Annotated in this window: 23 protein-coding genes and 1 tRNA gene; 19 read left to right on the top strand and 5 right to left on the bottom strand. The window is 43.4% G+C overall.

Annotation, left to right across the window (positions count from 1 at the left end):
* Positions 1 to 253 precede the first annotated feature (253 nt).
* From G590_RS0106745 to G590_RS0106700, 10 genes are all read left to right on the top strand, one after another.
* Positions 254 to 1,021: a ParA family protein gene (locus G590_RS0106745; RefSeq protein WP_022764915.1), complete on the top strand. Its 768-nt coding sequence runs from the start codon at positions 254 to 256 to the stop codon at positions 1,019 to 1,021.
* A gap of 20 nt (positions 1,022 to 1,041) precedes the next feature.
* The gene (locus G590_RS0106740; RefSeq protein ID WP_022764914.1) at positions 1,042 to 1,935 is read left to right on the top strand and encodes a ParB/RepB/Spo0J family partition protein; all 894 of its coding nucleotides are present in this window, start codon (positions 1,042 to 1,044) and stop codon (positions 1,933 to 1,935) included.
* A gap of 17 nt (positions 1,936 to 1,952) precedes the next feature.
* Positions 1,953 to 2,477, top strand: a complete 525-nt coding sequence (locus G590_RS0106735) for a DUF4446 family protein (RefSeq protein ID WP_022764913.1) — start codon at positions 1,953 to 1,955, stop codon at positions 2,475 to 2,477.
* A gap of 51 nt (positions 2,478 to 2,528) precedes the next feature.
* Positions 2,529 to 3,815 carry a serine--tRNA ligase gene (gene serS / locus G590_RS0106730; RefSeq protein ID WP_022764912.1) on the top strand — a complete coding sequence of 429 codons (1,287 nt, stop codon included), beginning with the start codon at positions 2,529 to 2,531 and terminating at the stop codon, positions 3,813 to 3,815.
* A 20-nt stretch (positions 3,816 to 3,835) separates the two neighbouring features.
* Entirely contained in the window at positions 3,836 to 4,720 is an 885-nt protein-coding gene (locus G590_RS0106725; RefSeq protein WP_022764911.1) for a DUF3881 family protein, read from the top strand.
* Between the two features lie 22 nt (positions 4,721 to 4,742).
* Entirely contained in the window at positions 4,743 to 5,450 is a 708-nt protein-coding gene (deoD, locus tag G590_RS0106720) for a purine-nucleoside phosphorylase (protein WP_022764910.1), read from the top strand.
* A gap of 195 nt (positions 5,451 to 5,645) precedes the next feature.
* Complete coding sequence (locus tag G590_RS0106715) at positions 5,646 to 6,125, top strand: hypothetical protein (protein WP_022764909.1); 480 nt, start codon at positions 5,646 to 5,648, stop codon at positions 6,123 to 6,125.
* Positions 6,118 to 6,354 (top strand): helix-turn-helix transcriptional regulator, encoded by a 237-nt coding sequence (locus G590_RS0106710; RefSeq protein WP_022764908.1) that lies wholly within the window; start codon positions 6,118 to 6,120, stop codon positions 6,352 to 6,354. The genes G590_RS0106715 and G590_RS0106710 overlap by 8 nt, the downstream gene beginning before the upstream one ends.
* 6 nt (positions 6,355 to 6,360) lie before the next feature.
* Positions 6,361 to 7,050 carry a hypothetical protein gene (locus tag G590_RS0106705; RefSeq protein ID WP_155828733.1) on the top strand — a complete coding sequence of 230 codons (690 nt, stop codon included), beginning with the start codon at positions 6,361 to 6,363 and terminating at the stop codon, positions 7,048 to 7,050.
* A 28-nt stretch (positions 7,051 to 7,078) separates the two neighbouring features.
* Complete coding sequence (locus G590_RS0106700; RefSeq protein WP_022764906.1) at positions 7,079 to 7,717, top strand: methylated-DNA--[protein]-cysteine S-methyltransferase; 639 nt, start codon at positions 7,079 to 7,081, stop codon at positions 7,715 to 7,717.
* Positions 7,718 to 7,744: 27 nt separating this feature from the next.
* Here the strand turns inward: G590_RS0106700 and G590_RS0106695 are convergent, their stop codons facing one another.
* From G590_RS0106695 to G590_RS0106680, 4 genes are all read right to left on the bottom strand, one after another.
* The gene (locus tag G590_RS0106695) at positions 7,745 to 9,097 is read right to left on the bottom strand and encodes an MATE family efflux transporter (RefSeq protein ID WP_022764905.1); all 1,353 of its coding nucleotides are present in this window, start codon (positions 9,095 to 9,097) and stop codon (positions 7,745 to 7,747) included.
* The gene (gene abc-f, locus G590_RS18660; RefSeq protein WP_022764904.1) at positions 9,090 to 10,550 is read right to left on the bottom strand and encodes a ribosomal protection-like ABC-F family protein; all 1,461 of its coding nucleotides are present in this window, start codon (positions 10,548 to 10,550) and stop codon (positions 9,090 to 9,092) included. The genes G590_RS0106695 and abc-f overlap by 8 nt, the downstream gene beginning before the upstream one ends.
* A 20-nt stretch (positions 10,551 to 10,570) precedes the next feature.
* The gene (locus G590_RS0106685) at positions 10,571 to 11,845 is read right to left on the bottom strand and encodes an MFS transporter (protein ID WP_022764903.1); all 1,275 of its coding nucleotides are present in this window, start codon (positions 11,843 to 11,845) and stop codon (positions 10,571 to 10,573) included.
* A gap of 336 nt (positions 11,846 to 12,181) precedes the next feature.
* Positions 12,182 to 13,318, bottom strand: coding sequence for an SLC13 family permease (locus tag G590_RS0106680; protein ID WP_022764902.1), 1,137 nt, complete (start codon positions 13,316 to 13,318; stop codon positions 12,182 to 12,184).
* Positions 13,319 to 13,424: 106 nt separating this feature from the next.
* On the opposite strand from G590_RS0106680, the gene G590_RS0106675 reads away from it, so the two are divergent.
* From G590_RS0106675 to G590_RS0106655, 5 genes are all read left to right on the top strand, one after another.
* Complete coding sequence (locus G590_RS0106675; RefSeq protein ID WP_022764901.1) at positions 13,425 to 13,865, top strand: LytTR family DNA-binding domain-containing protein; 441 nt, start codon at positions 13,425 to 13,427, stop codon at positions 13,863 to 13,865.
* 1 nt (position 13,866) lies between these two features.
* Positions 13,867 to 14,340: a DUF3021 family protein gene (locus tag G590_RS0106670; RefSeq protein ID WP_022764900.1), complete on the top strand. Its 474-nt coding sequence runs from the start codon at positions 13,867 to 13,869 to the stop codon at positions 14,338 to 14,340.
* A 107-nt stretch (positions 14,341 to 14,447) separates the two neighbouring features.
* Positions 14,448 to 15,131: an ABC transporter ATP-binding protein gene (locus G590_RS18655; protein ID WP_022764899.1), complete on the top strand. Its 684-nt coding sequence runs from the start codon at positions 14,448 to 14,450 to the stop codon at positions 15,129 to 15,131.
* Positions 15,132 to 15,145: 14 nt separating this feature from the next.
* Positions 15,146 to 15,937 (top strand): ABC transporter permease subunit, encoded by a 792-nt coding sequence (locus tag G590_RS0106660; RefSeq protein ID WP_022764898.1) that lies wholly within the window; start codon positions 15,146 to 15,148, stop codon positions 15,935 to 15,937.
* Between the two features lie 78 nt (positions 15,938 to 16,015).
* Positions 16,016 to 16,864: an AraC family transcriptional regulator gene (locus G590_RS0106655; protein ID WP_022764897.1), complete on the top strand. Its 849-nt coding sequence runs from the start codon at positions 16,016 to 16,018 to the stop codon at positions 16,862 to 16,864.
* A gap of 179 nt (positions 16,865 to 17,043) precedes the next feature.
* Here the strand turns inward: G590_RS0106655 and G590_RS0106650 are convergent.
* Positions 17,044 to 17,117 (bottom strand) — tRNA-Arg (locus tag G590_RS0106650).
* A gap of 65 nt (positions 17,118 to 17,182) precedes the next feature.
* On the opposite strand from G590_RS0106650, the gene G590_RS0106645 reads away from it, so the two are divergent.
* The 4 genes from G590_RS0106645 (at position 17,183) to G590_RS0106630 (ending at position 22,334) form a co-directional block, all read left to right on the top strand.
* Positions 17,183 to 18,247: an extracellular solute-binding protein gene (locus G590_RS0106645; protein ID WP_026493987.1), complete on the top strand. Its 1,065-nt coding sequence runs from the start codon at positions 17,183 to 17,185 to the stop codon at positions 18,245 to 18,247.
* Positions 18,248 to 18,249: 2 nt separating this feature from the next.
* Positions 18,250 to 19,995 (top strand): cache domain-containing sensor histidine kinase, encoded by a 1,746-nt coding sequence (locus tag G590_RS18650; RefSeq protein WP_022764895.1) that lies wholly within the window; start codon positions 18,250 to 18,252, stop codon positions 19,993 to 19,995.
* Positions 19,973 to 20,737 carry a response regulator transcription factor gene (locus G590_RS0106635; protein WP_022764894.1) on the top strand — a complete coding sequence of 255 codons (765 nt, stop codon included), beginning with the start codon at positions 19,973 to 19,975 and terminating at the stop codon, positions 20,735 to 20,737. The genes G590_RS18650 and G590_RS0106635 overlap by 23 nt, the downstream gene beginning before the upstream one ends.
* A 172-nt stretch (positions 20,738 to 20,909) precedes the next feature.
* A complete protein-coding gene (locus G590_RS0106630; protein ID WP_022764893.1) occupies positions 20,910 to 22,334 on the top strand; it encodes a hypothetical protein in 1,425 nt (474 codons plus the stop codon).
* The last annotated feature ends 61 nt before the right edge of the window (positions 22,335 to 22,395 follow it).

Here is a 22,395-nt window from a genome sequence, read left to right as displayed (position 1 = left end):
TAATAATAGTTTCACGTGAAACATTTAAAAGGGATACAATTCTCATCACAAAAAATTGTTTCACGTGAAACATTTTTATACCACATATTGTGGTGTTTCACGTGAAACATTAATCCGAGCACATATTGTTCTACAAATAACGACAATTTGAGGCACAAGATATAGTTTATAACCAAAAAGTTTACTTGTAGTGCTCTATAGATAAGAAATTGTGTTACAATCAATATAGCGTTTTTGAAAAGGTGGAGGAATAATGGGAAGAGTTATAGCTATTGCGAACCAAAAGGGTGGTGTTGGTAAGACCACCACATCTATTAACTTATCTGCTGCTCTTGGTGAAGCAGGAAAGAAAGTCCTGGTAATTGATACTGATCCTCAGGGAAATACAACCAGCGGACTTGGTCTTGATAAGAACAATATTGAGAACACAATCTACGAATTACTCATCGGTGAGATTACAACAGACGAAGCTATTACAAAAGATGTAGCTAAGAATGTTGATATCATACCATCTAATGTAGATCTTGCAGCGGTAGAAATAGAACTTATTGATGCCGACGATAAAGAATTCATTCTTAGAAATGCAATCAGCAATGTTAAAGATTCATATGATTTTATTATCATAGATTGTCCACCATCTCTTAGTATGTTGACAGTCAATGCAATGACAACTGCAAATACTGTTTTGGTTCCTATTCAGTGTGAGTATTATGCTCTTGAGGGACTCAGCCAGTTAATTCATACAGTGAATCTTGTAAAAGACAGACTGAATCCTGAGCTGGAAATGGAAGGTGTGGTATTTACCATGTTTGATTCCAGAACAAATCTTTCTCTCCAGGTTGTTGAGAACGTTAAAGATCACATTGAGGAAAATGTCTATAAGACAATTATTCCCAGAAATATCAGACTTGCAGAAGCACCAAGTTACGGTATGCCAATAAACCAGTATGAACCAAAGTCTGCCGGAGCTGAGGCATACAGACTTCTTGCGAAGGAAGTAATCGATAGAAAATTTAACTAATATATTGTTGGAGGAAAGACATGGCACCAAAGAATGCAAAGAGAGGACTTGGTAAGGGACTTGATGCAATGATCCCTGCTAAGGTTTCTTCAAAGAAAGAAGATAAAGTTACAGCAGCTCAACAGGAAGGTGCTGTAGTTACTCTTAAGACTACGGAACTTGAGCCAAACAGAAATCAGCCCAGAAAAACCTTTGACGAGGATAAGATTCTTGAACTCGCAGATTCTATCAAGCAGCATGGAGTTATCACTCCACTCCTTGTTACCAAAAGAGGCGACAGCTTCCTTATTGTGGCAGGTGAGAGAAGATGGAGAGCTGCTAAGAAGGCAGGACTCAAAGAAGTACCTGTAGTCATTAAGGACTTAACCGACGAAGAGATTGCTGAGCTTGCAATTATTGAGAACTTACAGCGTGAAGATATCAACTCTATCGAAGAAGCTTTCGCTTTCAAACAACTTATCGAGCAGTACTCATATACTCAGGATCAGGTTGCAGAGAAAATTTCTAAGAGTAGAGTATATGTTACCAACTCACTCAGACTTTTAAAACTTACAGAGAAAGTTCAGGAGATGGTAATCCAGGAACTTCTTACTGCAGGACATGCGAGAGCTCTTTTGGCAATTACAGATCCTGCTCAGCAGGAAGAAGTTGCTCAGCAGGTGTTCGATGGTAATCTCAGCGTAAGAGAGACAGAGAAGCTTGTTAAAAATCTTGGCAAAACTCCCAAGAAGAAAGCTACCAAAACCAATCCAAGCATTGATGCTGTTTACGCAGAGGTATCAGAGAAATGTAAGCAGGCTCTTGGAACCAAGGTTGAAGTTACATCCAAGGGAGATGGAGTAGGACTTATACAGATTGAGTTCTATAACAATGATGATCTTGAGAAGATTATCGACAGAATCTGCAGAGAATAAATTTATTTGGGGGAAATATGAACAGCAATATATTTAACGCTATCGGGCTAGGCACATTGGATCCGGGAATTCTTTTCCTGGTTTTGATTCTTCTGGTTATTGTTCTTCTTGTACTGGTTATTATCCAGGGTAACAGATTCAAAAAACTTGAGAAGAAATATAATAAGTTCATGCAGGGAAAAGAAGCGGACTCATTGGAAGATGAGATCATAGGTCTTTTTCATGATAACAGAATGATCAGAAGTGAAAATGAGAAGAATCGTAAAGACATAATCGATATCAACAGACGAATGGCAAGAACCTTCCAGAAGGTAGGACTTCATAAGTATGATGCTTTCAATCAGAGTGGTGGTAAGCTCAGCTTTGCTCTTTGTCTTTTGGATGAGAGTGATAACGGAGTGCTTCTTAATTCAGTACACAGTACAGATGGAATAAACTATTCCTATTCAAAAGATATTAAAGCCGGCATCGCAGATGTTGAACTCAGCGGCGAAGAAAAGAAAGCGCTGGATATGGCACTTGACAGCGTAAACAGAAGATAAGAATTATAAAATATAATTGTATAAAATATATTTAAGTGGAGGAGATCACAGATGATCGACATTAAGTTTTTAAGAGAGAACCCTGATGCAGTTAGGGAAAACATCAAAAAGAAATTCCAGGATGAGAAGCTTCCTCTTGTTGATGAGGTAATCGCTCTTGATGAGCAGAGAAGAACCAATCAGCAGGAAGCAGATGAGATAAGAGCTCACAGAAATAAGATTTCTAAGGAAATCGGTGGACTTATGGCTCAGGGCAAGAAGGACGAGGCCATGGCACTTAAGGATGAGGTTGCCAAGGAAGCAAAGCGTCTTGAAGAGCTTGAGGCTAAGCAGAAAGAACTCGATGAGCAGGTTACAAATAAGATGATGATCATTCCTCAGATCATCGATGAGTCAGTTCCGATCGGTAAGGATGATTCACAGAATGTAGAGATCCAGAAGTATGGTGATCCGGTTGTTCCTGATTTTGAGATTCCATATCACACAGATATCATGGAGAGCTTTAGCGGAATCGATCTTGATGCTGCAAGAAGAGTAGCAGGAAATGGTTTCTATTATCTCATGGGTGATATCGCAAGACTTCATTCAGCAGTAATCAGCTATGCAAGAGATTTCATGATCGACAGAGGTTTCACTTACTGTGTTCCTCCTTTCATGATCCACGGAAATGTTGTAGCAGGTGTTATGAGCTTCCCTGAGATGGAGGCAATGATGTACAAGATCGAAGGTGAGGATCTTTACCTCATCGGAACCAGTGAGCACTCAATGATTGGTAAGTTCATTGATCAGATTGTTCCCGAAGATCAGATGCCTATGGCTCTTACCAGCTATTCACCTTGTTTCAGAAAAGAAAAAGGTGCACACGGTATCGAGGAGAGAGGTGTTTACAGAATCCATCAGTTCGAGAAGCAGGAGATGGTAGTTATCTGTAAGCCTGAGGATTCAAAGACCTGGTATGACAAGCTTTGGCAGAACACAGTTGATCTCTTCAGATCACTTGATATTCCTGTCAGAACTCTTGAGTGCTGTTCAGGAGATCTTGCAGATCTTAAATGCAAGAGCTGCGATGTAGAAGCATGGTCACCAAGACAGAAGAAATATTTCGAGGTTGGTAGCTGCTCAAATCTTGGAGATGCACAGGCAAGAAGACTGCGCATCAGAATCAAGGGTAAGGACGGCAACTATCTTGCTCATACTCTTAACAATACTGTTGTTGCTCCTCCAAGAATGCTCATTGCATTCCTTGAGAACAACCTTCAGGCTGATGGAACAGTCAGGATTCCTGAGGTTCTTCGTCCTTACATGGGTGGCAAGGAAGTTCTTGTTCCCAATAAATAATTTAGTGAGGTTATATCTTTTTGCACAAGTTTTTAAGAGCTGTTGGATTTTCGAAAATTAAAGACAGGAAAGAACTGACTGCACTTATCACAAGTTCTATACAGAATGCTCAGAGGAGGTCCTATGTGACTAACAATGAGAATGTGATACTTGCGGAGTTTGCCAGGGACTATGCCGATGAGATAGGCGTGGCAGTATGCGGAGAGTTCGATGATGAGGATAAATTCATCTATGAGTATTACTATCCATACCTGATTCCATCAGCTGTAAGTACTGAAGAAGATATCAATGTAGAAAGACATGCTGCAACTTATTCATACGCAGGAGTCTGTAATGAACCAAGACTTGGCGTGACTCTCATTTTCTATCTTCAGAATATGGTTCCATATATCAAGTATGAGAACGAAAACAAGTTCCCTATTAAGGGAACGACGCTTTCTCTTTCTGCTCTTTCAATCAAGGGTCAGATAATGATGCCAATTGCCAAGACAGAAGAAGAGAAAGAAGTTGCCAAGAAAAAGAGCAACTATCGCAATAAGCTTATCAACAACGCAAGACGAGGGGATGAGACTGCAATCGAGTCCCTGACTCTTGATGACATGGATCTTTATACAACTCTTTCCAAGAAAATCAGAAAGCAGGATATCTACAGTCTGGTCGACACTTACTTTATGCCATATGGAGTTGAGTGCGATCTGTATTCTGTTTTGGGAGAGGTTGTTGCGAGCAAGAAGGTGGTCAATCGTTTCACGGATGAAGCTGTTTACATTATGAGGATCAGCTGCAACGAGATCGAATTTGACGTATGCATCAACGAGGCAGACCTTCTCGGAGAGCCGGCTGTAGGCAGAAGATTTAAAGGAAATATCTGGATGCAGGGAATGATAAACTATCCGGATAATTAAAAAACAAAAAAAGGAGGTAGTTATGGCAACACCACACAATCAAGCAGAGAAAGGCGATTTCGCCAAGACCGTTCTGATGCCCGGAGATCCACTCAGGGCGAAATTTATTGCAGAGAACTTCCTTACTGATATCAAATGTGTCAATGAAGTAAGAGGAATGCTGGGCTTTACCGGTAAGTATGAGGGAAAAGAGGTGTCTGTAATGGGACACGGAATGGGAATTCCTTCAATCGGTATTTATACCTATGAGCTCTTTAACTTCTACGATGTAGATAACATCATCAGAGTCGGCAGTGCCGGAGGACTTCAGGATGATGTAAACGTTATGGACATCATTTTTGCCCAGGGTGCTCACACAGATTCTAATTACGGATTCCAGTTTGGACTTCCGGGAACATTCGCTCCTACTTGCAGCTACAATATTCTTGAGAAGGCAGTTGCAATTGCCAAGGAGAAAGGTGTTAAGTACCATGTTGGAGATGTTCTTTCTTCAGATGCATTCTACAAGAAGTGCAACGAGAGCGAGCTCTACAGAAATATGGGCGCTCTTGCAGTAGAGATGGAAACACCTGCTCTTTATATGAATGCAGCAGAAGCTAAGAAGAATGCTCTTACAATCCTTACATGTTCTGATCACCTCTTCAAGACAGAAGAACTCACAGCAAAAGAGCGTGAGACCGGCTTTACAGACATGATGGAGATTGCACTTAAGACTGCAATTCAACTCTAAGAATTATTCCGAAGATGATGAGAAAACTGATTGAGCATTCAAACTAAATCTGTGATATAAGCCCTCTTTACCGCAAAGACCGGTAAAGAGGGCTTTTTGCAAGGCTAAAAAAGGTACTATATATTTTTTTTAGTGCATATGATAGCGTTATGTTAGGAACATTTATAATGCTGATTTATGTAAAGGAGTATATCTATGAAAAAGAATATTCGCCTAGTTTTACTTGGAGAGCTTTTGCTTTTTATTGTAGTATTTTTTATCAGCACACTCGGAACAAGTTTTGGATTTTCAGCTGTAGCGTGGTTTCTTGACTTTCCTTCGCTGATTCTTGTTTTGCTGATTCTTATTCCGGGACTTATCATCATGGGTGAATGGAAAGATTTTTGTAAGTCTTTCTCTGTAGGAATAAAAGATTTCAGATTGTTGGAGCTTAAAAACATAATAGAGGCCGTAGGCGCTGCCCAGAAGCTTACTGTTTTTGGAGCTCTTTTCGCCATCATAACATCAGCTATAATTCTTATGGGACAGCTTTCAAGTCCTGAAACAATCGGACCTAATCTTGCTGTCTGCTTCCTGGCCGGTTTTTATGCTGTTATTATTGAGTTTTTCCTTCTACCGCTTAAGCTGAATGCCGAGCGAAAGATGAACGAAGAGATGGATATGGAAGATGAATGATTCCGGAATTACAAAGGAGCAATATCTTAATATAGCTCGTAAATTCGGACTTACGAGGAGAGAGTTGGAACTCGGATACCTTAAAGTGTCGGGGTTTTCAAATCGTAGAATTGCTTACATGCTTGGAATTTCAGAACAGACTGTGAAAAATCACTTCACGAGTATTTATGAGAAGGCATGGGTTCCCGGAAGAAAAGAATTCAAGGACCTCTTTACACTGGATGGATAAGTGCTTATGAAAAGATCTGTCAAAAGAGCTATTATCGGAATTATCATATTTAACTGCATCCTGATAGTCGCAGCAATTTGCGGAAAAATTCTGAGCAGATTTGATTACGAAGATCATCTGGACGATGTGGTGATAACGGTTGATGATACTGATATCACATTGAGAGAATTCGGATATTACATATATGAAATAGAGGTATTTGTTCAAAAGCAGGCTCTTTTATATGATCCGGAAAATCCAAAGCACTGGTGGAATACTCATTTTTCGGCAGGAATGGATTCACAGTTTGTCTGTGACTATGCTAAAAAGGTTGCGATAAATACCTGCATATCAGAGGAAATCTATTACAAAAAAGCTCTTTCTGACGGAATCATTCTTAGCAGTATCGAAGAAGAACAAGCGCTGACAGAGGCAAAGCTGCTCTATGGCAGCATGACAGAGGAGCAGCTTACAAGAACAGGTTTAAACGAAGACATCATCGTCAAGATGAGAGTAAAGCATGCGCTTGCAACCAAGTACGCCGGATTTCTGGCAGATAGCCAGGACTTTTCAAAATATTCTGAAGAACCCGAAAAGCTTGTAAACTGGGATGGGGCATACTATCAGGAAGAAATATTACCGAAACACACTGTAGTTACGAATAAAAAAGTTTTGGACAAAATAACACTTGGAAAAATAACCGTAAATTATCAGTAAAGCTCTTTTGTTATGTTAGAATGGATTTATGAAAACAAGAGAAGAAGCTTTAAAATACGGATTATCTTTTCCGGATACTTATCAGGAAGCGCCGTTCCACGATCCGAACTGGCAGCTGGTGCGATATAAGTATAATAAAAAGGCATTTCTTTGGACGTATGAAAGGGAAGGGTTTATCAATCTCAATGTAAAGGTTGATCCCGAGACTGCGTATTTCTGGAGAAAGGCATACAGCTCTGTGATTCCCGGATACCATCAGAACAAGGAGCACTGGAATACCATAATTCTTGATGGAAGTATACCGGATAAAGACATTAAGCTCATGATTGCCGAGAGCTATGACCTTATAGCAGATAGCCCGACAAAGAGAATCTATGATGCAGTTGCAAGGATTCCGAAGGGCTGTGTTGCCACTTATGCTCAGGTAGCCGAGGAAGCGGGGGACAGGAAAATGGCAAGAGCCGTTGGAAATGCTCTTCACAAGAATCCTGATCCAAGCACTATTCCTTGCCATCGGGTGGTCAATTCAAAAGGAGAGCTGGCCGGTAATTATGCATTCGGCGGAGCCTGGAAGCAGGGAGAAATACTGCAGTCAGAAGGCGTTGAAGTCAAGGACGGAATTGTTGATCTTAAAAAGTACCAATGGAAAAATAAGAAAGGAAGCTGACATTTTCAGCTTCCTTTTTGAATTAATTCAATCCATCTCATCTCTAGTGATATTCCTTGCCCACTTATGACTGTAGAAGTGCTTCAGTACCCATGGCCATTTCACAAACTCATCCGTACAGAGCAGGAAGAAAACCACTTTTACCGGGAGCTTAAACACAAAGGCTGCAAGGAGTCCAAGCGGTACAGCATAACACCACATATCTATGGTGTCGCAGATAAAGCCGAACTTGCTGTCGCCTCCGGCTCTGAAAATACCGGCGATAAGGCAGGTATTTACTGCGGTTCCCATGATGTAGTAGGTGCTGATAAGAAGCATAAATTTAAGATAATCAAGGGCCTGAGGAGTCAGAGAAGCATGTGTTAAAGCAAAAGGCATGACGAGAGCAACAATTATTCCGCCAAGAACTCCTGCCAGGATCGTTAACCGAAAGAGAGTATGAGCAGCCTTTATTCCATCATCTCTATGGCCGCTTCCAAGGATCTGACCTACAATAATGCCGGTAGCTGAAGCCATTCCGAAGCAGAAGACTGTTCCGAGGTTTCGTACGACATTCGTAATTGAATAGGCTGCAACCATGTCATTTCCAAGGTGACCGATTATCACGGAGTACATGGAAAAGGCCAGTGACCATGAAAGGTCGTTACCTATTGCCGGCAGTGCCATGGAAAAGAAATCCTTCTCCAGAAGTCTGTGTCTTTCAAACATTGGCTTTAGTGAAAGCTTAACTTCAGCACCGGATAAAGAAACTACGATGCAGAACAATAGCTGTATCAGCCTGCTTAAAGTTGTAGCGATTGCAACACCGATAACCCCAAGCTTTGGAACTCCAAAAAGTCCAAAGATAAACAGAGCATTTAAACAGACATTCACTATAAGAGCAGTGGTCTCAATAACTGTGCTTGTCCCGACTCTTCCGATGCATCTCAGGATTGCCATGTACACTGCACTTATGGCCCAGAACAACAGGCCCGGTGCGATGAAACGAAGATATTTTGCACCAAGTTCAATCAGAACAGGATCTGAAGTGTATATTAACATCAGCTTCCCCGGTATTGTCATGCACAAAAATGCACCAAGCGCAGCAACCGACAAAGAAAATTTAAGTCCGATTCCTTCGATCTTCTCGATGGTCACAAGATCGCCTTTGCCATAGTATTGGGCTGCCAGCATCGCGATTCCCGTTCCGATACCATAGAGCAGCATGAACAGAATACCAACAAGAGAGTTTGCAAGGGACACTGCGCTGATGGCATCCTGGCCTACATAGTTGAGCATAAGAACATCGGCGCTGTTAACAGAGGCATCGATTATATTCTGAAATATGATGGGCAGAGCAACTACCCATATTTTCCTGTAAAGAGATTTTTCGTTATTCACTTTTTGTTATCTTTCCGTCTTGAATCAAAAGCTTTTCAGTAGCAACATGTTCCACGAAAGTCTTATCGTGGGAAACGAAGATAAGTGTTCCCTCGTATTCCATAAGGAGCTTTTCAAGTGCTTCAATGGATGGGATATCAAGATAGTTGGTGGGCTCATCCAGTATCAGGAAATTCACATCCGATACAAAGAGCATTGCAAAGGACAGCTTCATCCTTTCACCGCCGGATAAGTCCGATGCCTTCTTCCGGATATCTCTTTCTGTTAAAAGAAGTCTTGCAAGGATTATGCGTGCGATGCTTTCTTTCTGGATACTGACATCCCTGACATTCTCAAGGACCGTTTTGTCCATATCGATCTGGCTCATGTTCTGCCTTGCGTAGCCGATCTTGGCGCCGGGTACGACATAGACACCGTCCCTTTTGTCTATGAGTTCAATAAGAGTTGTCTTTCCTGCGCCGTTATCTCCAACAAGAGCAACCTTGGCTCCATTTTTAATTATAAAGTCTGCATCATCAAAAATCAGCTTATCTCCATAACCAAAGGTCAGGTGTTCCCCTCTTATGACAATAGGATTTTTCGGAGGATTGGTGAGGCGAAAGTCAGGACGCGCAACCGGCTCTTCCTTGGGTTTTTCCTTGACCTCCATATGCTCGATCCTCTTAAGGACATTCTCCGCACTCTTTTCAAGACTGCGCGCTTTGTCCTCGGGTTTTCTGTTTCCACAAAGGGCAATGGCCTTGGCCTCACTGGATGTCAGGTTCTTTGGCTTTTTCACAACGCTTTTTGCTTTGGCTTTCTTTTGCAGATAGACTCCCTGAAGCCTTTTCTTTTCGGCCTGGTAATTCTCATACTCCGCGTACTGACTCTTTTTCAAAAGAGCTTTCTGCTCAAGGTAGTCATCGTAGTTGCCGTCAAAGAAGTTCAGCTCTCCAAAGGAAACCTCAACAATTCTGTCACAGACTGCGTTTAAGAGTGCTCTGTCGTGGCTTATCAGGACAAGAGTTTCAATCTCGCTTAGCCTCTTTTTCAAAAGCTCAACGCCTGCGCTGTCAAGGTTTGACGTGGGCTCATCCAGGAAGGCAACGGCCCTTTGGCTGGAAAAGAGCTGTGAAAGTCTGATCCTTGTATTCTCTCCGCCGCTTACATTCTCCTGCCAGAGCTGATCGGAGACACCGAGCTTACCGGCCTCTGAGTAGTCTGCATCGTCGTAGCTGAGTCCGTCTCCGAACTGCTCAAAATAAAAGGGAGTACAGTACTGGGAAACCTTGCCATGCGTGGGCTCGATGCTTCCGGACAAAACTTTAAGCAGAGTCGTTTTTCCTGCACCGTTAATGCCCACAAGTCCGACCTTCTCACCTTCGTAGAGGTAGAACCTCTCGAAGTTGAGAACTGTCTGCTCGCCGTAAGTTACTTCTATATTTTCTGCTTCAATCAGTAATTTTTTAGACATCTGCGCCTCCTTTCGAAGGATTACATATTTCTGTTGTAGATCTTTTTGACGTGTTCTTTGTTTCCGCCGATGATCAGAATGGCAGCAACTACGCTGGCAAGTTCAAACAGCAGCAGTACGGCTCGCTGATCCATAACTAGTGTCAGAACGCCGGCCAGAAGTTCGGCGATAAGTGAGCCTGAAGTTGAGAGAACCTGGAATGCGCCGTTGAATCTTCCTTTGTTCTCATCGGGAACATAGCTCTGGGTTGAGGAGATTCTTATTGTATAACTTGTAACTCCGCCTACGCCCACAAAGAAGCTCAGTACCATCGCAACATGCAAAGGGGTATAGAGATATAGCCCTTCAAATATTCCGATCATGATGTAAACAAAAAGTGCAATATAAAACTTATTACCGGCATCAAGCTTTTTCTTATAGTGGAAAGCGCCGCCCAGAGCTCTTCCCACAAAGCTCATGCCAAAGACCAGCATGAACAGATACTCACCGTTCTCAAAATTCCCCTTAAAGTAGGGAAGGCAGATCACATTTGATGCGCCTCCTGCCATGGAACTGAACAGGAAGTAAATGGCAATCGCCATAAGTCCTTTTTCGGAAAAGAGATATCTGAAGCCTTCTTTGATATCCACAAGGACGCGAGAAACTTTAGAAAGATCTTCGCCTTCAATACTTTTCTTTTGTTTTTCAATGTATTTTTCTTCGGCACGAATCTGCGTTTCAAGTGTTGCAGCCACTAAAAAGCAGACTGCATTGATCATAAGAAGTGGCCCCATACCAAAGAGCTTATAGAAAAATGTTGCCACGGGAACCATGAATATCGCAAAGGTCTCAAGGACGCTGGCGATGGAATATGCCTTTGAATAATTTCCCTCTGATATCAGAAGCGGATAAAAGCTGTCATAAGCTACCATGTAGATGCTGCTGACAGATCCGACTGTTAAGCTGAACAGTGCAAAAAGCGGGAAGTTAAACCACCCGTGTGAGAGCAGTATTCCAAGTAGCAGATACAGACCTCCCATCATAAAGTCCAGGGTGTATATCATCTTTTTTCTTGAGAACCTGTCCAGTATGGCGCCTGAAATGATAGGAACTATGAGCTGTGGAACTGTGTAGGTCATCAGGTAGATTGCATAAAGCATCGTTGAACCTGTGTAATCAAGCACCATAAGGCTGAGGGCAAATCCAGCCATGCTGTTTCCAAGCATCGACACTACGCTGCCTACGGTTATTATTGTGAAGTCCCTTGTCCACAGGGGCTTTCTTATTGATAAATCATCTGAAGATGTCTTTTCCATGATGTCCTCCTAAGTAAGTCAAATACAAATAAAAAATCCGTCTGCATCACGCAAACGGACCTTGTCTATCTCAAAATCTTATTATCCCGGGATTTAGATATTCAAACTATGGCACAAAAAAAGCACCTATCCGGAATTAGAAAAGATCTGCAATAGAATGATACGATTCGCGCAACGCAAATAATACCCTTACGGGTTAATTACTGCTATTACTTAATGAATCAATATCACCTATTCAACATTCCTCTCTACCTCCAAATTGTGCTCTGAAACTTACCACTTACATTTGTAACATGTTTAAAAGTCTTCGTCAACATAAAATCTGAAACTAATTTTTCAGATCCAAAGATTTCTGATAATTATATATGTCAGGACCAAAGCTATCAGAAATACTACATTTACAACAGTAAAGACCAGAAGGTATTTTCCGCTCTTTTCCTGATACTCTTTGCTGTATGCCTTATATGAAATAAGAGAAGCCATGGAAGCAATAAGTGTTCCAAGACCACCTACGTTAACACCGATGAGCAGAGACTTATAATTAAATGTAAAGCCTGAGAGCATGAGAGTTGCAGGAACATTGCTGATCACCTGGCTGAGGGCTACGGATATTGCAAACTCACGGCCGATCAGGATTTCTTCCAGGAAGGAACTGATTACTTCGATGTTTCCCATGTTTCCCGTGAAAATAAAGAAACCGATGAAAGTAAGCAGCAGCACATAGTCTGCACGGAAGAGAATCTTGTAATCCATTCCACCCACTATAACCAGAACAATAACTGCAAATACATACCAGGGCAGGATCCTTACTACTGTTAAAAGAGCTATTGCAAATAAAACAGCATAAATGATTATCTGGCGTGTGCTTCCAAACTGACTTGTGATGGAAGAACGCTCGCTCGTATTAAGGCTCTTTTCCCTACCCGGAATGATAAGCAGGGAGAGAACAAGTAAAACCGCAGATACAAGGGAAAAGGGCAGCATGATCAGGACAAAGCGGCCGAGGCTCATGCCTGTCAGTCCGTACAGATAAAGGTTCTGAGGATTGCCGATGGGAGTAAGCATACTTCCGAGGTTAGCAGCAACTGTCTGCAGAACAACTGTCGGGATCATCATGTCTTCGCGTCTGCAGCCGTGAAGGATCATAAGTGCGAACGGAACAAAGGTTATGAGCGCTACATCGTTTGTGATCAGCATGCTTCCGAAAAAGCACATGAATATAAGTACAGCGGATAGCTGCCAGCTCTTTGTGACCTTTGATAAAAGAAATCCAGCAATCCTGTCAAAGACTGAGTTCTCTTTAAGTCCCTGAATTATGACCATAAGTCCCCAGAGGATTCCGAGGGACCTGAAATCTATGTAGCTAAGGTACTCTTTTGACGGATGAACAAAGAAGGCCGAGACAATGGCCAGAATCCAGGCTATACACAGCACTGTATCGATTTTACGTATATTTTTAAAAACTCTTCCCATGAAAATCTCCTCACAATTAAACCTCAAAACGACGAAATAATACCACAAAAATATGCCTTTTTGCAAGGATTACATTGTGTTATGTTAGTAATAGGGAGAAACGAGCATGAATATAGACATCGAGAAGATAACTGAAGGGGAAGAGAGCATTGTCATCAGGTACAAGGAGCTAAGTCCCACAGTAAGCAGAATAATCGGAATCCTGGAAAGCGGAGAAGGCAAGCTCTGGGGCAGAACGGATACAGGGAGCGTTTCCATTGACCTTGAGGATATCCTGTATTTGGAGACGGTGGACGACAAGCTCTTTGCATATACGGCTGAGGTCGTGGCCAGGATCGAGGGGTCACTGGTTTCATTTATGAATGAAGTTAAGGATGAGACGTTTTTCAGGTGCAGCAAATCAATGATAATAAATGTTGGAAAGGTAAGGGCTTTAAAGAGCCTCTCCTCCAACAGGATCGACGCCACCATGGAAGGCGGAGAGCACATCATGATTTCCAGAAGATATGCCGTGGATTTCAGAAGACTACTGAAAGGAGAGAGATAAGATGGGTGACAGGAATAAGGACAAGAAGCGCCTTACCATGTGGGAGCTCTATCTCACAAAAGAGATCGGAATAGAATTTAAGGCCTGTCTCTACTTCTTTGCGATACTGTTTTTCTACTGTGTTGTGAGGCTTATCGGAGGTGTATTTGTTGCAGATATGCTGCACATGCTGGAGATGATACTGGCGTGTTATGTCATTGGATACATTCAGGTTTATCTGCTATGGAACTTTGATGAGGCGGATAGCCTCGGTGGAAAAGAGCTTTTGGGAATGGTGATATGCACGGTGGTTTACACCATGTTGTCATACCTGTTTAAGTGGTTTGACAGAAGTCTTCTGGCTACGCTGATATTTGCAGCATATGTTTTACTATGCTATATATGCGTCTACTTCATTTACAAATCGAAGCGCTATATCGATGATAAAAGACTCAATGAGGACCTTCGGATCTTTCAGTCGGAACATAAAAAGTGAATCTTAGGGGAATTAAAGTGCACCTTGCGGGAACAGCCATTGTTCCCGCTTTTTCTTTGTGTTAATCATAAATTAAGACAAGTAAGACATAAAGAGGAGGGAAGATCATGAGTAGTGTGGTTGAGATAAAAAACCTTACAAAGAGCTACGGAAAAAATCGCGGAGTCATAGATGTCTCTCTGAGTATCGAAGAAGGAGATATCTTTGGATTTCTTGGGCCGAACGGTGCCGGGAAGTCTACGACTATCCGCTCAATGCTGGGATTTTTAAGGATTAACAGCGGAGAAATAAAGATACTTGGTATGGACAGTGTGAAGGAGCACGAAGAGATACTTAAGAATGTAGGCTATATGCCATCTGAGGCCTGGTTTTATGATTCCATGAAGGTCAGGGATGTAATTAAGTATGCGGCGGATGTAAGAGGCCTCGATTGCTCTGCCGAGGCTGAGAAATTATGTGAACGCCTTAAGGTAGATAAGGAGAAAAAGATAAAACAGCTCTCTTACGGAAACAGGAAGAAGGTCAGCATAGTCTGTGCAATGCAGCACAGGCCAAAGCTCTTTATATTTGACGAGCCGACGGGAGGACTTGACCCTCTTATGCAGAGGACGTTCTTTGAACTGGTTAATGAATACGTGGACGAGGGGGCGACATGTCTTTTGTCCACACACGTACTGACTGAGGTCAATAAGTACTGCAGACACGCAGCCATTATGAGAGAGGGAAGGCTATCGATGCTCGATGATGTGGGAATTGATGACGACACTTTCCTTAAGTTTTACGAGGACTAAGAAAGGAGGCAGCTATGAAGCATATATTGTTTAGAGAACTAAAGCTCAACTTAAAGACTTTTCTTATATGGAGTTTATCAGTAGGACTCATGGGTCTTGTCTGCATCCTTCTTTATCAGAGTATGGAAGGTGATATGAAAGACATGGCGGATATGTTCTCAAATATGGGAGCATTTTCCGATGCTTTTGGTATGAGCACTTTGAGCATTGCAACGATTGAAGGATTTTTTGCAACTGAGGTTGGAACTGTACATGGGCTTGGAAGTGGCATGTTTGCAGCTATTCTGGCAATTGATATTCTGTCTAAAGAGGAAGATAAGCACAGCGGAGAGTTTCTTTTCTCGCTCCCGATCTCAAGGAGCAAGGTCCTTGCGGCAAAGGGCGGATGCGTAGTTATCCTGCTTACTTTGTTTACTGTAATCTGTGCACTTTTCTATATTTGCGGCTTTGTGTATCTGGGAGAGGAGATCCCGACACAGGAATTTACTGCATTTATGATAAGGCAGTTTCTGATGAACATTGAAACCGCAGCGATATGTTTTGGCATCTCTGCTTTTTCGGGAAAGAGCAAGATGGGCATGGGCCTGGGAATTGTGTTGTTTTGTTATGTCTATGACCTTATGGGAAGAGTTGTTCCGGATCTTAAGGACTATCTCTTTATCGGCCCATATTCCTATGCGAATGCGTCCGAGATTTTCTCAGGAATAGAGGTTGAGGCTATGGCACTTGTGATGGCAGCTATAGTCACAGTCTGCTGCGCATCCCTGGCGTTTGTTGTGTTTAACCGACGGGACCTGGCCAGCTGACAAAAGAAAACACTTTTTGTCGGGAGCAGTATGTACAAGACCTCTATACTAAAGTTACAATCAAGTTGGAGGTTACATATGAACTGGACGAAGATCATTGAAGATGCCATTAAGTTTATCGAGGAGAATATCACTGAAGATCTGACAGTTGGCAGGATTGCCCGGGAAGTGAATACATCCGCATTCTATTTCCAGAAGGGCTTTTCCATGCTGTGCGGATACACTGTCGGTGAATATGTCCGGATGAGAAGGCTCTCTCTTGCCGGAGAGGAGCTGACTTCATCAGACATCAAAGTGATAGATCTTGCGATAAAGTATGGCTATGACTCGGCAGACAGCTTCACCAAGGCATTTACAAGATTTCATGGAAGCACTCCAACTGATGTAAGACAAAATGGTGCAAGCATTAAGGCTTTTGCACCGCTGCACATTAAACTGACATTAGATGGAGGGAAAACAATGGAGTACAGGATTGAGAAGAAACCGGCATTTAAAGTAATGGGAGTTTCAAAGATAATTGATTACGGTGATGGCTATAGCACTATCCCTAAGTTCTGGGATGAGGTATTTGCTAACCCGTCCAACAAGCTCATGGGCGTTTACGGAGTGTGCCTTGATGATGAGATTCAGGGTGATCAGTTTCGCTATATGATAGCTGATGATTACAATGAAGAACTGGCAAGCGCTGAAGGGTACGAGGTAAAAGAGATCCCGGAGTACACCTGGGCTGTGTTCCCATGTCGTGGGGCTATGCCACAGGCGCTGCAGAGCGTTAACACTCAGGTGTTCAACGAATGGCTTCCGGCCAGCAACTATGAGATCGCTGCAGGCTTCAATATAGAGTTTTATACGGATGAAACTAAGTATGCAAAAGGAGCGCAGGATCCGGAGTATTATTCTGAAATTTGGGTTCCGGTAAAGGCGTAAACATAAAATGAGACAAACTGAAACGTCCCCATTGACTCACAAGCCATGCGCGACGAGGAAGCAGAGCTTCCTCTCCGCGGGCTGGCGCCCTATAAAAAAATAGATAATCCGACTCGATTGTGAGTAAACTCCCACGAGTCGGATTATCTATTTTTTGCACGGCTTGTAGCCTTCGCGAGTGTTCCCGATGCGATTCGAACGCACGACCTTTCGCTTAGGAGGCGAACGCTCTATCCTGCTGAGCTACGGAAACATGCACTAAGTATCTTATCACAATGCTCTTTGTAAATCAAGGCAGGTATGTAGTAGAATAGGACCATGAGACATAGTAAAAAGACATTGAACAAACGCCTTAAAGCTATAGCGATCACGTTTCTTACAGGAGCAGCGATGCTTCTGCTTTCGTCCTGCGGCAATTCTCCAAGGCAGCTGGCTATAGAGGAAATCTCAGCCAGGTACTCCGTACCGGAGGAAAAGCGTCTGATAGTCTATACCTCTCACAAGGAGGAGGTTTACCTTCCTATAATCAGAGAATTTGAAGACCGAACAGGAATCTGGGTGGAGCTGCATGCCGGTGGAACTGCCGAGATGATATCTCAGGTAAAAGAGGCTTCTGAAAACGGAGCCTGCGACATCATGTTTGGAGGCGGTATCGAGAGCTACGAAGCTCAGAAAGATCTTTTCATGCCATACGAGACAGGAGATAAACCCATTCTTGACGAGAATTATCTCGATGCCGACAACTACTGGACACCGTTTACAGAGCTTCCGATCGTATTTGTATATAACAAAAAGCTGGTGTCATATTCAGAGGTTCCAAGAAGTTGGGAGCAGCTCTTTGATACGAAGTGGAAAGGTAAGATCGCATTTGCGGATCTTGCCATGTCAGGAACCAGTTACACCATCATCTCAACCATGGAACAGCTCTTTAATGAGGAACCTGAGAGCCTGGTTCCGAGATTTTATGAACAGCTTGAGGGCAAGGTCCTCGGATCTTCAGGCGATATTATCCCACAGGTTTCAGACGGTAAATTCCTGGTGGGGATAACTCTCGAGGAAACAGCCAAGAAGGCCATAGATCAGGGATATGATATAACCATGATCTATCCGGAAGACGGAACCAGTGCAGTTCCCGATGGCTGCGCTGTTGTCAGGAACGCGCCTCACAGTTATAATGCCGGCAAGTTCATTGACTTTGTTGTTTCACATGATACGCAGCAGTTTGCCTGCGATAACTTCTATAGAAGGAGTGTCAGAACAGACCTCAATAGGAGCACCGATTCGGGACTTAAACAGATAAGCTTTGATATCAGGAAATCCGCGCAGGAAGAGATGGAGGTCTTTTCCCTCTGGAACGCCATGACCGGGCAGGAGGGAGAGTGACTATGGGCTTTGTAAGACAATCCTTCAGAAGACAGATGTTTGTAGCGTTTCTTGCAGCGGCACTGTGCCTTGTCATATTCGGAGGAATACTGACGGTTCAGGGCTTCCAGGCCAGAGTCAAAGCGGATTATGAAAAGAGAGACAAAGAGCAGGAAGAGCTTGTGACAGAGCGAATCAACACGATGCTTACAGGTGCGGAGCAAACCCTTGATGGCATTGCTTCAAATGATGTTCTCAGAAAAGCTTTTTTCAAAGGACGCAAGAATTCACTGGAGATATATGCAGCTCTTTATAATGAGAGCCAGAATGTCAGAGACTTTGCTGTGGTTGATCTGTACATCGGAGGACTCTGCATGTACAGCACAAGAAGCGGATATAAGTCGGCAGCACTTCCTGAGTATTACTCTGTTCTTTCAAATGCTTCAAGGAGTTCCGGCAAGACGATCTATGCCCTGGATCCGGGCAGTTCCGATGAGGAGTCGGCATCTTTATTGATAGCAAGGCAGATCATTAATAAAGACAATCCCGGTTATGCGGTCATAAGAATAGAGCAGGATACTCTTAAGGAACAGCTCAGCGGAACCATGAATGCCAAGGATGGTTTCATGCTGGTAAATGACCACTTAAGGCCACTGTGCCTTATGGGAACAGCCGAGGATGGCAAAACTCTGGACCGGATCCGCAACAATCTTTTTAAGGGGAATCTATACAACGACGGTTTTGACAGCAATGTCTATATAACCGAGCTGGGAGAGAGCGGTCTTTTATCCGTATATGTAACTCCGCCGGCCCTTGATGAATCGGCAGTGAAGGCGGGTTATCAGATCATAATCCTTCTGGCCATAATAAGTGTTATCGTCTGTCTCATAGTCGCCAACAGGATGAGTAATTATGTGGCCAAGCCCATTGGTACACTGGCAGCCGGTATGAGGCGCTTCAGGAAGGGCGACTTCGATGCCAAGATCGAGCTGGATAGAGAGGATGAATTCGAGCAGCTTGCAGTCGGCTTTAACAAGATGACCACTCAGTTAAAAGACACTATGGAAGAGCGTGTGGCTGCTGAGAGAAAGGTAAACGAGACCAGGATCGAGATGATGCAGGCGCAGCTTAATCCGCACTTTTTGTATAATACGTTAGACACCATCAAGTGGGTGGCCAAGGCAAATCATGTGCCGGAGGTTGCGACCATGTCGGCATCTCTTGCCGGAATCCTTCGGACCAGTATTTCCCAGACTCAGTTTGTAAGGCTCTCCGAAGAGATCAGGCTGATCCAGAATTATTGCGACATTCAAAGGATAAGGTTTGACGATAAGTTTGACATTACCATAGATATCCCCGAGGATGTGATGCAGGCCGTCATTCCAAAGCTTATCCTGCAGCCCATCATAGAAAACGCCATTATTCACGGCATGGATGAGATGGACAACGGCCACATCTACGTGGCTTCTATCAGGGAAAAAGGCAGGGACGGTGCGCCGGACCTTCTTAAGATTTCCGTTCAGGACAACGGAAAAGGCATAAGCGATGAGATGCTGACTGCCCTTAACAACGATGACCCGGAGACGCTTAAGGGGCATCTTGGTCTTAACAACGTAAACACCATTATAAGGCTTTACTATGGCAAGGAGTATGGGGTTATGGCTGTAAGACCGTCAGAGGGCGGAACAATTATGATAGTTACAATTCCTTATTCGGAAAACGAACCGGTGAAGGAAGAGGAGAAAGATGACAAGAGTACTGATAGTTGATGATGAAAAATATGTGAGAATGGGCATAAAGAGTGAGACGGACTGGTCCCTTATCGGGTGTGAGGTTGTGGGGGAAGCTGCCAACGGTATCGAGGGTCTTGAAGCTGCAGAGACGCTGCGCCCGGACCTTGTGATCTCTGATATACGCATGCCCAAAATGGATGGCATAGAGATGGCAGAGAAGATCATTGAGAAATGTCCGGGAACAAAGGTGATATTCCTTACAGCCTACAACGAGTTTGAGTATGCAAGGCAGGCTATACGTATCGGCGTGTCGGATTATCTTTTAAAACCCTTCCAGGACGGCGAGCTTGAAGGTTCGATCCAAAGGCTTCTTCATCTTCATCCCAGCGTTCCGGCTTCCACACGAGAACTTGAGGATAATCTGATTCCGCTTAAGAGTAAGGAAGAGATAGCCAACAGGTATGTTCAGAGCGCAATTTCTTATATAGAGGAGCATTTTGCTGACCCCGGAATGAGCATCGGGGCTTTGGCAGAATCCATGGGTGTCAGCGAGGGGCACATCAGCAGACTCTTTAAATCAGAGACCGACATCAGCATTGGCAACTACCTGACCAAATACAGGATCAAAAAGGCCATGGATTACCTCAAGGATGTTCAGGTCAAGGTCTACGAAGTTGCAGAAAAAGTGGGATATTCAGACATCGCTTACTTCTCAAATACCTTTAAAAAGCTTGTGGGCAAGACCCCTTCTGACTATCAGGCCAAGGGACTTGAATGAGCCTGATCAGGAATTTCTAAACAAAATGTTAAAAATTTACAAAAAATATCAGAATTATCATCTGCAAACGAAATATTGAAAAATTTACAATGTACTTACAGAGCAAGAAATGCCCGTAAGTACATTTTTTTGTACTAAAACACAGGGTTAATGTAAAAGGAGGAAATGAAAAGTGAAAAAGAAAGTATTATCAACAATCTTAGCTTTCACAATGGTAGTTACAGCACTGGCTGGTTGCGGCGGCGCAGCACAGGCACCTGCAGCTACATCAACTGACACACAGGCTTCTGCTGATGCAGCACCTGCAGCTGACAACGCAGCAGCAGACACAGCAGTAGCAGAGAGCGCACCTGCTGCTGAGCTTACAGGAATCGATGCGATCATCGCTGAGGCAGAAGGTATGTCAATGGAAGAGCTTGCCAAGAAGGCCATTGAAGAGTCAAACGGCAAGACATTCTACGGCGTAGGTAACAGTAGCCGTGGTAAGTCAGCACTTCCTGTATTCATCGAGTATCTTCAGTCCATCGATCCTTCATACACAATGGAGTTCGAGTGGCAGCAGCCCAAGAATAACAAGATCTTCGAGCAGCTTACATCAGATTCACTTAAGAGCGAAGGCACATTTGCCATGACTCTTATCCAGGACGGTAACCAGATTCAGTCCAAGATGGTAGATACAGACATCCTTAAGACTTTCGTTCCTAAGGAGTGGGCAGAGGCTAACGGAACAACAGCTGATGCATATGAGGGATTCCTTCCTCTTCAGACACTTAACAAGGTATTCATGTACAACAACCAGGGAACAGCTACATACACAAACTGCTGGGACTTCGTATATGAAGGTTCACATCCTCTTTTCATGGGTGTTGATTCTGAGATTGTAGGAAAGAACTTCCTTATGATGCTCACAGAAGATAAGTACGCAACATGGCTTAAAGAAGCTTATGACAAGCTTGATGATACAAAGAAGGCATACTTCGAGCCTGAAATCCAGGCTATGCAGGCAGATGCCAGCGACCTCGGACTTGGTGCAAACGGCGCTTATGCACTTGCATGGATCAAGCTCTGGGTTAACAACTACAACGAACAGACTGATGACGGCCCTATCTGCAACACTCTTGTAGATGCTTCAGCTAAGGACCAGGCAGGACTTCTTGTTTACTCAAAGCTTCGTTCAGTTGAGGAGTCAGCTACAGTATCAGTTAACAACATCAACGTAGCAGCATATCAGGACGGCTACACAGGAATCGGCGGATACGGCTACTGCCACTACCTCTTCCTTACAAAGAATTCTCCTCTTCCTTGGACAGCATGCGCATTCATCGCATTCATGACATGCACAGAGTCCGGATTTGAGCCTTGGGGCAAGGATATGGGTGGATATTCATCAAATCCTAACGTTGCAAAAGAGGTTGAAGAGAAATTCCAGCACTCACAGGGTGGCGGAGATGAGTTCCCTGCAAAGAACGACCGTGGCTATGACTGGTGGACAACAGACGGTGAGCTTGTTCTTGAGGATCCTGTATATTGCTCAGACGTTTCCTTCACAGTAGGAAGCTGGATCGACGTACTTGATCACTATGCTCCGGGCGAATGAGAATGATATAGGTGTCGAAGGTACAGATGCGTTCATGCTTGCATGAAACGCATTTGTACTT

Source organism: Butyrivibrio sp. XPD2006 (assembly GCF_000420865.1).
GTDB lineage: Bacteria > Bacillota > Clostridia > Lachnospirales > Lachnospiraceae > Butyrivibrio.
The sequence above is the reverse complement of the archived record's forward strand: the minus strand, read 5'-3'. Positions and strand labels throughout refer to the sequence as shown.

What these genes read in the sequence shown, in the direction of transcription:
- G590_RS0106745 (WP_022764915.1), top strand. Translation starts at nt 254, where the DNA reads ATGGGAAGAGTTATAGCTATTGCGAACCAAAAGGGTGGTGTTGGTAAG.
- G590_RS0106740 (WP_022764914.1), top strand. Translation starts at nt 1,042, where the DNA reads ATGGCACCAAAGAATGCAAAGAGAGGACTTGGTAAGGGACTTGATGCA.
- G590_RS0106735 (WP_022764913.1), top strand. Translation starts at nt 1,953, where the DNA reads ATGAACAGCAATATATTTAACGCTATCGGGCTAGGCACATTGGATCCG.
- serS (WP_022764912.1), top strand. Translation starts at nt 2,529, where the DNA reads ATGATCGACATTAAGTTTTTAAGAGAGAACCCTGATGCAGTTAGGGAA.
- deoD (WP_022764910.1), top strand. Translation starts at nt 4,743, where the DNA reads ATGGCAACACCACACAATCAAGCAGAGAAAGGCGATTTCGCCAAGACC.
- G590_RS0106715 (WP_022764909.1), top strand. Translation starts at nt 5,646, where the DNA reads ATGAAAAAGAATATTCGCCTAGTTTTACTTGGAGAGCTTTTGCTTTTT.
- G590_RS0106710 (WP_022764908.1), top strand. Translation starts at nt 6,118, where the DNA reads ATGAATGATTCCGGAATTACAAAGGAGCAATATCTTAATATAGCTCGT.
- G590_RS0106705 (WP_155828733.1), top strand. Translation starts at nt 6,361, where the DNA reads ATGAAAAGATCTGTCAAAAGAGCTATTATCGGAATTATCATATTTAAC.
- G590_RS0106700 (WP_022764906.1), top strand. Translation starts at nt 7,079, where the DNA reads ATGAAAACAAGAGAAGAAGCTTTAAAATACGGATTATCTTTTCCGGAT.
- abc-f (WP_022764904.1), bottom strand. Translation starts at nt 10,550, where the DNA reads ATGTCTAAAAAATTACTGATTGAAGCAGAAAATATAGAAGTAACTTAC.
- G590_RS0106685 (WP_022764903.1), bottom strand. Translation starts at nt 11,845, where the DNA reads ATGGAAAAGACATCTTCAGATGATTTATCAATAAGAAAGCCCCTGTGG.
- G590_RS0106680 (WP_022764902.1), bottom strand. Translation starts at nt 13,318, where the DNA reads ATGGGAAGAGTTTTTAAAAATATACGTAAAATCGATACAGTGCTGTGT.
- G590_RS0106675 (WP_022764901.1), top strand. Translation starts at nt 13,425, where the DNA reads ATGAATATAGACATCGAGAAGATAACTGAAGGGGAAGAGAGCATTGTC.
- G590_RS0106670 (WP_022764900.1), top strand. Translation starts at nt 13,867, where the DNA reads ATGGGTGACAGGAATAAGGACAAGAAGCGCCTTACCATGTGGGAGCTC.
- G590_RS18655 (WP_022764899.1), top strand. Translation starts at nt 14,448, where the DNA reads ATGAGTAGTGTGGTTGAGATAAAAAACCTTACAAAGAGCTACGGAAAA.
- G590_RS0106660 (WP_022764898.1), top strand. Translation starts at nt 15,146, where the DNA reads ATGAAGCATATATTGTTTAGAGAACTAAAGCTCAACTTAAAGACTTTT.
- G590_RS0106655 (WP_022764897.1), top strand. Translation starts at nt 16,016, where the DNA reads ATGAACTGGACGAAGATCATTGAAGATGCCATTAAGTTTATCGAGGAG.
- G590_RS0106645 (WP_026493987.1), top strand. Translation starts at nt 17,183, where the DNA reads ATGAGACATAGTAAAAAGACATTGAACAAACGCCTTAAAGCTATAGCG.
- G590_RS18650 (WP_022764895.1), top strand. Translation starts at nt 18,250, where the DNA reads ATGGGCTTTGTAAGACAATCCTTCAGAAGACAGATGTTTGTAGCGTTT.
- G590_RS0106635 (WP_022764894.1), top strand. Translation starts at nt 19,973, where the DNA reads ATGACAAGAGTACTGATAGTTGATGATGAAAAATATGTGAGAATGGGC.